Raw genomic sequence first — 12,085 nt, 5'->3', positions numbered from 1 at the left:
CGTATGGGCTTTATCAGAAATTTTTTGGCTTGGCTGAGTGTTCCTCTGCTTTGTATGCTCGCCTTGCCGCTTTATATTCTCAGGCCGTTCAACCCCGATAATAACCGGCTGCTGGCCATAGCAATGGCGCGGACCGGCCGCGCAATACTCGGTATGAAGCGTCCTTTGGAAGGACCAGAGCACATGCCCCAGGATCGGCCTGTGGTTGCTATCGCCAACCACCAGTACAACGACGATCTTTTCGTGGTGGGTGATCTGGTGGCGCCTCGCACCGTAACCGTAGGCAAGTCATCACTAATCTGGCTTCCGTTCTTTGGTCAGGTGTTCTGGCTGGGCGGCAATGTGATGCTGAACCGGGCTCGTTCCCGCAAGGCCATTGCAGCAATGCAGGCCACCAGCGACGCGATCACCCGTGACGATAAAAGCCTGTGGGTTTTTGTGGAGGGCACGCGAAGCAAGGGGCGGGGCCTACAGAAGTTCAAAAAAGGTGCTTTCTACGCAGCGGTGACGGCCGGGGCGCCAATTGTTATGGTGTGCACGGCCGAGTATCGGAATAAAACGCTGGGTTGGTTGGGCAGACGCGAGCCGGTAACTATCCGGATTCTGCCCCCGGTGGAAACCACAGGCCTTACCATTGAGGATGTTCCTGCTTTGATCGCGCGCTGTCATAAAGAGATGGCAGAGGCTATCTCTGAAATAGGCCGGGCCTGATCGCTCTGTTTAAGGAAATCCACAAACGAAGTCCCTCAAGGAGACGCAAACAATGAACCTGATTTTGTTTCTGATTATTGGTGGTGTGGCCGGCTGGTTGGCTGGCCTGATTATGAAAGGCCGTGGCTTTGGTGTGCTGGCCAACATTGGTATTGGTATCGTTGGCTCGTTTCTTGGCGGTTTTGTGTTTCGCCTGCTGGGACTAGCGGCTCAGGGCGCCATTGGTGAGTTGGTAACCGCAACCGTAGGTGCCGTATTACTGCTGGCTATTGTAAGCCAAATCAGGAAGAGCTGAGCATGATTGTACCTGTTACCGGAGTGTTTGCTGCCGTACTCGGTATTTTGCTGTTGGTGCTTTCAGCCCATGTGGTGAAATTTCGCCTGAAGTACAACAAAGGCATGGGTGTTACCGACAACCCTGACTTTGAAGCCGCCGTTCGCGCCCACGGAAACCTTGTGGAGTACGCACCGATCGGGCTGATCATGCTGGGTATTGCGGAGCTCAATGGTGTCGCTAGCGGCTTTGTATACTGGGCCGGCATGGCCTTGGTGGTTGGTCGTCTTCTGCATGCCTGGGGCATGATTAACGGCAGAGGCAATACTCATAAAGCGCGTGTGCTTGGTGTGGTGTTGACTTGGCTGGCCATTCTGGCCGCCGCGATTATGCTGCTATGGAATGTTTGGAGCGTATACGGCTGATTGCGCCAGCCATAACGTCTGGGGCCACCCATGCTGGCCCCGGGCTGTTACTGTTCCTAAAGAGCTTTCGCCATATCGTGGGTTAGATATTCTATCTCGACCCGGCGGTTGGCGGCCCGATCGTCCGGTGTTGTGAAAGGGCGAGCTGACCCCCAGCTTGCTACCAGAACGCGCGATTCCGCAACCCCTTCCTCAATCAAAAGTCGAGCGACAGCACTGGTCCGCTGCCGGGACAGAAAGCGGTTGTAATCTTCGGCGCCAAAATTATCAGAGTGGCCATGAATCCGCACGCTGGCGGACGGGCACTGGCACAGATAAACAGCATGTTGCCGTATAATCGCTCGGTCTGAGCTGTCCAATGCGTGCTTGTTAAAGCCGTAGTGAAATCTTATGCGGTGTGGGCGCTTGCCTTCAGCCAGAAGGGTAGCTGCATTAAAGCCGGAAGCCACGGCAGCTTTTGCAATCAACTCCGGGTTGTCCAATACGAGTATGGTCATCTGCAGTATCCTTGTTCCAGGTCTCTGGTTTTTCTTGTTATTCCCGCTCACTATTAGCCGGAGCAGAAATAACGGCAATTGGCGAATGGTCGACATGACATTCACGCTAGAAACCATTTAAGCGCGAAAATAAGACACTACTGTGATAAAAAGCAGTTTTTCAGGGACAGATTATGATGAATTGTGACCACCCATGCTGATTATTCCTGCCGAAAACGCCGTTAACTGGAAGCGCCCGCCTTGGATCACCCTCGGTTTGATGCTGGCTTGCATGCTGGTTTTCCTGTTTTACCAGGGGGCAGACAACCGCAAACTTGAGCAGGCGGTGGGTGTTTATGTGGATTCTGGGCTGCCTCAGTTGGAGGGGCCGGCTTATGAAGAGTATCTGCAACGAAAAATACGCTTTGAAGGCGAGGATGAGCGCGCTCTTGAGTTGCAGCAGTTTCAGAAGCTGAGGGAGGAGGGCGAAGATTTCTGGCTCTCGGCCAGCTTGCTTATGGACCGCGAGTTCTACCAGTACCTGTTGCAGAACCAGGATGTGCTCTGGGCCCCGGCAGAGCGCGTGCGCTGGCTGGAGCAGCGTACACTCATTGAAGAGACGTACATCCAGCGCCTGAGCGCCCAGCAGTTGGGCTTGATCCCCGCAAAACTGTCTTTATACACGCTGATTACCTACCAGTTCCTGCACGGAGGCTGGGGACACATTATCGGTAATCTGGTCTTCCTGTTCCTGCTTGGCTTTACGGTTGAAAAAGCTCTAGGCCCCGGCCGTTTTTTATTGGCCTACCTGGTGTGCGGCGCACTATCGGGCGTTGTTTTCACAGCCTTTTCCAAGGGCAGCTATATTCCTCTGGTGGGAGCATCCGGCTCGATTTCCGGGCTGATGGGCATGTACGTGGCTATTTATGGCTTACAGAAAATCCGGTTTTTCTATTTTTTAGGCGTGTACTTCAACTATTTCCGAGCCCCTGCGCTGGCCATATTGCCCGTGTGGCTGGGCAAAGAGATCTACGACTACTGGTTCGCCGGCGCAACCGGCGTCGCTTATATGGCCCATGCCGGCGGCTTGCTGGCGGGTGCAGGGCTTGTATGGTTGCTGGGTAAAAGCTGGCTGCAGGTGCGGGAGGAGTTTTTTGAGCCGGAAGAAGATGAGCAGGACGAGCTTTTCACCACCGGTTATGCCCACGCCATGGCAAGTTTGGGGCGCATGGATTTCGGCGTGGCCAAGCGTCAATTCGAAGCGTTACGCGAGCAGTATCCGGAAAGGCCCATTCTGCTAGAGCACCTGTACAACCTCGCCAAACTGCGCCCGGACTTGCCCGAATATCTGGCCCTTACCCGCGAGCTGACGAATGAGGCTCTGAGTCGCCGGTTGCCGGAGCAGGTGATTGCCGTATGGCAGGAATACCTGAGAAAGGGCGAGAGCCACCACCCGCTTGCGGCTGCGGATCACAATCGCGTGCTGTTCGCCAGCCTTAAGCAGCACGATCTGAAGGCGGCCGAGAAGGCCTTTGAGCGACTGCGTGGTGCGGATGATCCGCTGCTGACGTCAGAGGCCTGTCGGTTGCTTGCAGAGGAGTTTGAGAAATTACAAATGGAGCCCAAGGCCCGGCACTACCGTCAGCTGCTACAGGCGAGCTGATAATGGTGTACGGAAAGCTGGGGGCGGGGCACTCCAAAACACGCTGTGAATACCTCCCTGTACGCTCGGCTCCGCCATCCATGGCTCCGCACGGTTTTGGAGTGCCCCGCCCCCAGCTTCCCTAGTCTGGCATTGCGAATGAGGCTCTCGGGCCTTTGAGCAGCTCCCGCTTCTCAGCCTGCGCCAGGAACGCCGGAATCTGTTCATGCAATGGGTGATTTACACAGCGCTTCTGGATAAATGTCAGAAAAGCCGTCGCTTTTTCCCATTGGTTCAAACCGTTGGCCAAACTTTGTGCCAACAACAAGTACGCCGGAGCCAGCTCATCGCTGTCCGGAAAACGCTTATGAAAATCCTGTAACAGCCGAATGGCCAGCTTGTATTGTTCACGTTGGTACAGGCAGCGGGCGCAGCGCACGGCCAGTTCCGGGTCATCCAATTTGAAGCCTGGCTCCGCATACTCAAGCGTGCCGAGCAAAGAGACTATGCCTTCACCATCGTTGCGATCCGCCAGCCAGGCCAGAATTCGTGGATGGTACTGATAAAGCTCCGTTGCATCATTCTGAGCCGTCAGCAGTTGGTATAACTGACCGATGCGTACTGGGTCATTCCGGTTACGCTTGAGTGCTTCCTTCAGCATGCCTTGAACCCGGTCGTAGTTGCCGTCCTTCAGGTTCATATCAACGTCTGCATCAAAACGCGCACCGCGATCCCGTTGATGCATATCCTCGCCTGCAAACTCATCCTGAATATCAGAGGCGAACCCCAGCTCTTCCTGATATTGAAATAACAGGTAGCCAAGCATGTTGAACAGAATCAGAGTGAAGGTACTGTTCAGAAAACCGGACAAAGGTTGTGAAAGCCAGAACGGGAAGTGATTGTAAGCAAAGTCCTGGGCTATACCTGAGGCAAGGGTAAGTAAAATGAGATAGCCGTAGAGCAGGAAGTAGGGGGTGCCAATACGAGAAATGAGCACCGCCAGATTCATCGGATTTACCGCAGCACCCACGGAACGCTCCATGGCCAGCACCATAATACTGGCGGGCAGCGCCAGCACTACAAAAGCCAGTGCCAGCAGCATCAACAAAGGCCCGCCCAGCATAGCGGCGGTACCAACCAGGCCGCCCATCACAATGAACACCAGCAGTTGGAGAATAACAATGTTAAACCCGCTGCCGGTGAAGGCAACTGACACAGTGGGCGGCGTCAAGTGGCCTTCAGCTGTGTGATTGATCACCGCATAGGTGTACTTGAACAGCGCCAGTGCCAGCAACAGCCAGACCAGGATTCCGATCAGGTTAGCGGGAGCTACCAGAGGCACCAACGTGCAGATTGCGATAACGATTAGCGGATCTGTGTGGAAGGGGTAACGGAAAAAAGCTCCGATCCGGTTCCAGAAGGGCACGACCTCGGTGGCGGCGCCCAGATATCGCATGGCTTTACTGCACGTGGGGCAAAGCGCACGGCGCTGGCGCGCATCGGCATCGGGCATGCAGCGAGTGCAGTAATGAACCTGGCATTCACCGCAGTGCCATTTGGCAGGGTCGCCGGGGTGATAGTGGCAATCGTGTTTCACGGTAGGTGTTTGTCCTGATCCATCAGAAAGCTGAGTGATAATAATGCCAGATGTCCGGATGGATCGCAGCAAACCCTTGCCGCTGATTGCCTTACTTGTGCTTGCGGCCGGGCATTCCGGCCATGAATTCCGAACATTCACGGGATCGTGGTTGAACTCTGGCCAAACGGTGCAATAGTTATATAAGACTTCACATTCCCTGACTTTTGCGCCAGCCTGATTGTTTGCAGTCGCAGCGCAACTTGTAAAAGTGCTCGGATCACGACGAATAATGGAGGCACAACATGTCGAATGATAGCTTAGGCAAAGACAGCCTGAATACACTGACCAGCCTGAACGCGGGCGGTAAAACATTCCATTATTACAGCTTGCCCAAAGCGGCAGAATCTCTCGGTGATATCAACCGTCTACCCTTTTCGCTGAAAGTGCTACTGGAAAACCAGTTGCGCAATGAAGATGGCGTAACGGTGGATGAAAGCCACATTGATGCCATGGTGCAGTGGCTGAAAGATCAGCGCTCGGACACCGAGATTCAATTCCGCCCGGCGCGGGTGCTTATGCAAGACTTTACCGGCGTGCCCGGTGTGGTTGATTTGGCCGCTATGCGAGAGGCCGTAAAAAAGGCGGGTGGGGATCCTGCGCTGATCAATCCTCTGTCTCCTGTGGATTTGGTAATCGATCACTCGGTAATGGTCGACGAGTTCGGCACTGCCTCTGCTTTTGGAAAAAACGTAACCATTGAGATGGAGCGCAACCAGGAGCGCTACGAGTTCCTGCGCTGGGGCCAGCAAGCCTTTGATAACTTCCGTGTGGTTCCGCCAGGAACCGGCATCTGCCACCAGGTAAACCTGGAGTATCTTGGCAAAACCGTGTGGCAAAAGGAGCAGGGCGATAAAACCATCGCCTATCCGGATACTCTGGTAGGCACAGATTCCCACACCACCATGATTAACGGCCTGGGCATTCTTGGCTGGGGTGTTGGTGGTATCGAAGCAGAAGCTGCCATGCTTGGGCAGCCAGTATCCATGCTGATACCGGAAGTCGTGGGCTTCAAGGTTAGCGGTAAATTGCGTGAAGGCATCACTGCCACCGATCTGGTGCTGACCGTTACCGAAATGCTGCGTAACAAAGGCGTGGTTGGCAAGTTTGTTGAGTTCTATGGCGACGGTCTTAAAGACATGCCCGTGGCAGACCGTGCCACCATTGCCAACATGTCTCCGGAATACGGCGCAACGTGTGGCTTCTTCCCGGTAGACGAGCAAACCCTTAAGTACCTGCGTTTGACAGGCCGCGACGACAACCAGGTTGAGCTTGTTGAAGCCTATGCCAAAGCCCAGGGGTTATGGCGGGAGCCCGGTCATGAGCCGGTATACACGGCCACCCTCGAACTCGACATGGGCGAAGTGGAAGCCAGCATGGCCGGGCCGAAACGGCCGCAGGATCGGGTGGCGCTGAAGAACATGAAATCAACGTTTGAGCTGTTGATGTCGACGGCCGAAGGCGTGCCGGAGGCGGCTGACAGCCGCGAAAGCAATCTGGAATCAGAAGGTGGCCAGACAGCGGTGGGTGTGGATGACAGCTACCATCACCCGTCGAGTCAACCGCTGGAAATGAATGGGGAGCAGACACGCCTTGACCCGGGCGCGGTCGTGATTGCCGCTATCACGTCGTGCACCAACACGTCTAACCCCAGCGTGATGATGGCTGCCGGCCTGGTGGCCCGGAAGGCGGTGGCCAAAGGTTTGCAAACCAAGCCCTGGGTAAAAACCTCACTGGCGCCTGGCTCAAAGGTGGTAACGGAGTATCTCAACGCAGGTGATTTCCAGGACGACCTGAACAAGCTGGGTTTCGACCTGGTAGGCTACGGCTGCACAACCTGTATCGGCAACTCAGGCCCGCTGCCAGATGCGGTTGAAAAAGCCATTGCTAATGGCGATATAACGGTGGCTTCAGTGCTGTCTGGCAACCGTAACTTTGAGGGGCGTATCCACCCGTTGGTGAAAACCAACTGGCTGGCATCACCGCCCCTGGTTGTAGCCTATGCATTGGCCGGAAACGTGCGGTTGAATCTGCAGAAAGATCCGCTGGGAAAAGACCAGGATGGCAACCCGGTGTATTTGAAAGACTTGTGGCCGAGTCAGCAGGAAGTGGCTGAGGCAGTGGAAAAAGTCAAAACCGACATGTTCCGCACCGAATACGCCGCTGTGTTTGACGGCGACGCCACCTGGCAGGCCATAGAAGTGCCAGAAACCAAAGTGTACAAGTGGTCAGAAGATTCCACCTATATCCAGCATCCGCCGTTCTTCGAGGGCATGGGTCCGGAACCTGAGCCGGTAGAGGATATCCGTGACGCGAATATTCTTGCGCTGCTCGGAGATTCGGTAACCACCGATCACATTTCCCCCGCCGGTTCGTTCAGCGCTGACAGCCCTGCTGGCAAGTACCTGCAGAAGCACGGGGTTGAGCCGAAAAACTTCAACTCTTACGGCTCCCGCCGGGGTAACCATGAGGTGATGATGCGCGGCACCTTTGCCAACGTGCGCATCCGTAATGAAATGCTGGATGGCGTTGAAGGTGGGTTCACGAAGTTTGTACCCAACGGGGAGCAAATGCCGGTTTACGATGCCGCCATGAAGTACCAGGAACAAGGTATACCGCTGGTTGTGATTGCCGGTAAGGAATACGGCACCGGCTCCAGTCGCGACTGGCTGCCAAGGGTACGCGCCTGCTGGGTGTTCGTGCGGTGGTGGCTGAATCCTACGAGAGGATTCACCGCTCCAACCTGATTGGTATGGGCGTGATGCCGCTGCAGTTCCCGGAAGGCACGGATCGTAAGAGCCTTAAACTGACCGGTGAGGAAACCATTAGCATCAGCGGATTGTCTGGTGAGATAACGGCGGGTCAGACATTGACCATGACGGTAACCTACAAGGACCGCTCCACTGCAACCTGTGATCTGAAGTCGCGGATCGATACTGCAAACGAGGCTGTGTATTTCGTTCACGGTGGCATCCTGCACTATGTGGTGCGTGAGATGCTGAAGTCTGCCTGAACCAACTGTTTTTCTGGTTCACACTGAAAACCGGCAGCCCGTTTAGGCTGCCGGTTTTTTATGGGTTGTCTTTGCCTGCTACCGGTAAACGCACCCAGAAGCTCGCCCCCTGGCCCGGCAGAGACTCAAAGCCAACGTCGCCCCCCATTACGGTAATCAGTTCGCGCGTTATGGCGAGCCCAAGGCCGGTTCCGCCCTGGCTGCGGGTATCGGAACTGTCTGCCTGCGCAAAACGCTGAAAAATCTGGTTCCGGAAGGCTTCAGGGATACCCTGCCCGCTGTCTTGCACGACAATGGTGACCGTTGGCTTGCCTTCGGATACTTGTTGGTGTGCAGATACAACGACGCGACTATTGTCGGGCGAGAATTTTATCGCATTGGATATCAGGTTGTTCAGCACCTGCAGCAGGCGCTGGCCGTCTACAAATATATCGATTTTTGGGGTGTCTGGCGCCAGGTGGATGGTGACTTCCCGATGCGCGCCATACGCCTGATTTGTATTGACCGCTTTCTCAAGCAATAGCGGGAGCAGCAGACGTTGCATGCTGATGCTTAGCTTGCCAGCTACCAGCTTCTCAATATCCAGCAGGTCGTTGATGAGCGTTGCAAGTTGCCGGGCGTTGCGCTCTGCAATGGCCATCATCTCTTGCGCTTTTTGAGGAAGCGTCCCTGCTGCTCCTGCGGCTAACAGCCCGATAGCTCCGGTAATGGAGGTGAGCGGTGTGCGCAGCTCGTGACTGACGGTAGAGACAAACTGGTTCTTCATGCGTTCGACTTTCTTACGCTCCGAAATGTCCTCCAGTAAAACCCAAAGGAGCTTTCGGTCCGAGGCATCGCGTATCAGCATGCTGTGAACAATCGCCGGGTAAATGGTGCCCTTGCAGTCGACTATTTCCTGTTCAATGGGGCCGAAATAGCCCTTTTCCCTTAACTGTTCCAGAACCTCAGTTCGCAACGATGTATGGCTTGCGGAAAGCAGCTGGCGGTAGCTAAGTTTCAGGAACTCGTCTTTGTGATAGCCGGTCGACTTAAGCATGGATGCGTTTACATCAATCATTGCGCCGGTGCGATAATCAGCAAGAATAATGCCAGTGGGTGCGAGTTCGAACAGTCGTCGAAGCTGCTGTTCGCTTTCCTGGAGCGCCAGCAACGCCCGTTTTTTGTCGTCAATATCTTCCAGGTATCCATGCCAGATGATGCTGCCATCCGGGAGTTTCTGTGGCGTGGAGTGGCCTTCAATCCATCGCGATTTGCCATCCTCTCTACGTATCCGAAACTCAATCGACCATGTACTCAGTTGTTGGGCCGACTCCTCGATAGTGGCTAACACGGTTGTGTAGTCCTCGGGATCGATCATCGCGAAAAGCACTGCCGCATCGGTGCGGATCTGCGTTTGGGTGACGCCAAACGTACGCTCAATACCTTTGCTGCTGAATGGAAAGCTGATGCGCCCATCCGGGTAGCGGCGGAACTGATACAGCCCCCCAGGAACCAGGTCAGCCAGCTGTTTGAGCATGACCAAGGATTCATTCTTCTGCCTCAGCTCCTGTTCCCGGTAATGAATGGCCAGCTCGCGGGCACTGATTTGCTCTTCCGCACAGTCAGCCAGGTCGCGCAAACATTGCCGATCTTCTTCACTGAGGGTACGTGGTTCGCGATCGATAACGCACAAGGTGCCTAGGGCTTGGCCGTCGGCACTGTGAATAGGTGTGCCCGCATAAAACCGAATGTTTGGTTCGCCGGTTACCAGCGGGTTGTCACGAAAGCGCTCATCCTCGCGTGCATCTTCGACCACCAACGGCAGCCTGTCGAAAAGGGCGTGACCGCAAAACGAGATACTTCTTGGGGTCTCGCTGACATCCAGCCCAACACACGATTTGAACCACTGCCGGTCGCGGTCGACCAGCGAAATCAGCGCGATGGGGGCGTTCAACAGCCTTGCAGCCATGCGCGTGAGCCTGTCAAAACGCTTTTCCGGAGGCGTGTCGAGAATTCGTAATTGGTCCAGTGCTGCCTGCCTTTCGCTTTCATTGGCTGGTAATTCGGGTGTTATCATAATGTCTAATCCTCTGAGATCTGTGTGTCTCCAAGGGGTAGTTCGACCCAGAAATGTGCGCCGTCGCTATTGTAGAATCCAACATCGCCTTTCAGCAGGCCTGCGAGCTGACGACTGATAGCTAACCCAAGACCGGTGCCTTTGGCCGCCCGGGTGGTACCCACTTCAGCCTGCGAAAAGCGATTAAAAATCTGGTTTTTGAAGTCCTCTGGTACGCCTGCGCCTTGGTCGCTGGTGGTGATGCGCAGCCGGCCAGGGTCTGTTTTTTCAGCATGAATGGTGACCAAGCCGTTCTCTGGTGAGAATTTAATGGCATTGCTGACGAAGTTATCCAGTATTTGCCGCAACCGATGGCCGTCGGTGTTCAGCCATACGTCTGGTGCATCGCTTGCGACCAGCCGAATGCCGGATTCTCTTGCGATGGTTTCGTTGCTGGTGATGGTTTCGGTGAGTAACTTCTGAAGATTCTCCGGCTGAAAGCTCACGCGCATCTTGCCACTGGATAGCTTGTTGAAATCAAGCATGTCGCTGATGAGCAGTTGCAGCCGCTCGCCGTTGCGCAGGGCCAGCGCAGTCATCTCTTTGGCGCGCCCAGGAAGTTCGCCCATGGTGCCAGATTGAAGCAGTCGCAGGGCGCCATTCATTGAAGTCAGCGGTGTTCGCAGCTCATGGCTGACATTGGAAACAAAGTTGTCTTTGAGCCGGTTGTTGGCATCCCGCCCATCCAATAACTGGTTAAACGCCTGTGCCAGATCACGCACCTCTGGCGCGCCCTTTTCTGTGAGGCGGCGGGAAGATTCAGGCTTCTGGATCATGGAGCGTATACGACGGGTCATCTGGGTGAGAGATGCGGTGGTTGATCGGAGCGCCACATATGTCATCAGTAATATGCCAAACGTTACGCCTATGCTGATCAGGAAAAACCGGCTGAAAGCCTGCTGCGCGGGCGCGGTTGCAAGGGACTTGGGAACTGCGCGGATGAAAAGCCAGCCCAAGCGTTGCAGGTGGTTGGTTGCGTAAATTAACGTCTCACCGGATGCAGATTCAACTTCGCCGTAGCGAATACCTGACAGAGCGGCATCAATCAGTAAGTTTTCTCCAGGATCTGGAAGACTCTCGATAGCTTTGTCGCTGGCCGAACCTTCAACAAACAGGAAATTACTTGAATCTATCACCAGAAAAATAGCGTCTTCACTTGCGTCATTTCGCACGCTTTGGGGTATCAGAAGCGAATGAGTCATTTCCAGGGTGCCGCTGAGAAGCCCCAGGATTTCTCCCTGGTCGCCCTCGATTGGCGTAATAAAAACGATCAAAGGTATACCCGTTGTTCGGCCAATAATGGGGCGACTGATTACCGGGCGGCGAGTTTTAATGGCTTCTTTCCAGTGCGGGCGGTCACCATAGTAGGTGCCTATCCTGCCTGGTACGAAAACGTTCTCTGCGAGAGCGGTGGCGTTAGGCGACAAGACCATCAGGCTGTGTGGGAAAAGCTCGGTTAGCTTTTGCTGTTTTTTTAGAAGTTTTGTAAGTTGGTCTTTGGGTAATAACTGGCCATCGTTAGTCAGCAGAGTGGCAAGCTGATCCATTACATTGACACGGAGCTCCAAGTCCTGGCTTACCAGGCTTGAAATGCTGGCTGTTTCATTTGCTTGCTGTTCTGACAGATTATTTTGAAACTCCTCCAGCAATGCGTCATAAGCGGCATAAATAACAGAGCCAACGGTTGCCAAACTGCCAAGTAGGATGATTACCGCCAGCCGGGTACCTAGAGATAAATGGTTCAAAACGTGCTCCTGTCTGGCTATTTGCCGGAAAACTTGCTTTGATTGAACAGTAAATGAGTCTGAATTCA

General features: G+C 54.5%; 8 protein-coding genes and 1 pseudogene. 5 read left to right on the top strand and 4 right to left on the bottom strand.

The window, feature by feature from the left end; all coding sequences use genetic code 11:
- Positions 1-3: 3 nt before the first annotated feature.
- Genes BCA33_RS19105 through BCA33_RS19095 form a run of 3 tightly spaced genes read left to right on the top strand, consistent with a single transcriptional unit; the run spans position 4 to position 1,410 of the window.
- Complete coding sequence (locus BCA33_RS19105) at positions 4-711, top strand: 1-acyl-sn-glycerol-3-phosphate acyltransferase (protein WP_071268332.1); 708 nt, start codon at positions 4-6, stop codon at positions 709-711.
- Between the two features lie 52 nt (positions 712-763).
- Positions 764-1,006 (top strand): GlsB/YeaQ/YmgE family stress response membrane protein, encoded by a 243-nt coding sequence (locus tag BCA33_RS19100; RefSeq protein ID WP_071268330.1) that lies wholly within the window; start codon positions 764-766, stop codon positions 1,004-1,006.
- A 2-nt stretch (positions 1,007-1,008) separates the two neighbouring features.
- Positions 1,009-1,410, top strand: a complete 402-nt coding sequence (locus BCA33_RS19095) for an MAPEG family protein (protein WP_071268328.1) — start codon at positions 1,009-1,011, stop codon at positions 1,408-1,410.
- A gap of 56 nt (positions 1,411-1,466) precedes the next feature.
- Here BCA33_RS19095 and BCA33_RS19090 read toward each other — a convergent pair whose 3' ends face one another.
- Positions 1,467-1,907, bottom strand: coding sequence for an OmpA family protein (locus BCA33_RS19090; protein ID WP_071268326.1), 441 nt, complete (start codon positions 1,905-1,907; stop codon positions 1,467-1,469).
- Positions 1,908-2,100: 193 nt separating this feature from the next.
- Between BCA33_RS19090 and BCA33_RS19085 the strand changes: the two genes are divergently transcribed.
- Entirely contained in the window at positions 2,101-3,549 is a 1,449-nt protein-coding gene (locus BCA33_RS19085) for a rhomboid family intramembrane serine protease (RefSeq protein WP_071268324.1), read from the top strand.
- A gap of 121 nt (positions 3,550-3,670) precedes the next feature.
- Here the strand turns inward: BCA33_RS19085 and BCA33_RS19080 are convergent, their stop codons facing one another.
- On the bottom strand, positions 3,671-5,125 hold the full coding sequence (locus tag BCA33_RS19080; protein ID WP_071268322.1) for a B-box zinc finger protein: 1,455 nt from the start codon (positions 5,123-5,125) through the stop codon (positions 3,671-3,673).
- 284 nt (positions 5,126-5,409) lie between these two features.
- On the opposite strand from BCA33_RS19080, the pseudogene acnA reads away from it, so the two are divergent.
- Positions 5,410-8,177 (top strand): annotated as a pseudogene (gene acnA, locus BCA33_RS19075) (aconitate hydratase AcnA).
- A 58-nt stretch (positions 8,178-8,235) separates the two neighbouring features.
- Here the strand turns inward: acnA and BCA33_RS19070 are convergent.
- Both BCA33_RS19070 and BCA33_RS19065 read right to left on the bottom strand, forming a co-directional pair.
- Positions 8,236-10,233: an ATP-binding protein gene (locus BCA33_RS19070; RefSeq protein ID WP_071268320.1), complete on the bottom strand. Its 1,998-nt coding sequence runs from the start codon at positions 10,231-10,233 to the stop codon at positions 8,236-8,238.
- Between the two features lie 5 nt (positions 10,234-10,238).
- On the bottom strand, positions 10,239-12,017 hold the full coding sequence (locus BCA33_RS19065; protein WP_071268318.1) for an ATP-binding protein: 1,779 nt from the start codon (positions 12,015-12,017) through the stop codon (positions 10,239-10,241).
- Positions 12,018-12,085: the final 68 nt, after the last annotated feature.

Source organism: Marinobacter sp. AC-23, from assembly GCF_001858325.1.
Lineage (GTDB): Bacteria > Pseudomonadota > Gammaproteobacteria > Pseudomonadales > Oleiphilaceae > Marinobacter.
The sequence above is the reverse complement of the archived record's forward strand: the minus strand, read 5'-3'. Positions and strand labels throughout refer to the sequence as shown.

Coding starts and splice junctions, on each gene's coding strand:
- BCA33_RS19105 (WP_071268332.1), top strand. CDS start 4: ATGGGCTTTATCAGAAATTTTTTGGCTTGGCTGAGTGTTCCTCTGCTT.
- BCA33_RS19100 (WP_071268330.1), top strand. CDS start 764: ATGAACCTGATTTTGTTTCTGATTATTGGTGGTGTGGCCGGCTGGTTG.
- BCA33_RS19095 (WP_071268328.1), top strand. CDS start 1,009: ATGATTGTACCTGTTACCGGAGTGTTTGCTGCCGTACTCGGTATTTTG.
- BCA33_RS19090 (WP_071268326.1), bottom strand. CDS start 1,907: ATGACCATACTCGTATTGGACAACCCGGAGTTGATTGCAAAAGCTGCC.
- BCA33_RS19085 (WP_071268324.1), top strand. CDS start 2,101: ATGCTGATTATTCCTGCCGAAAACGCCGTTAACTGGAAGCGCCCGCCT.
- BCA33_RS19070 (WP_071268320.1), bottom strand. CDS start 10,233: ATGATAACACCCGAATTACCAGCCAATGAAAGCGAAAGGCAGGCAGCA.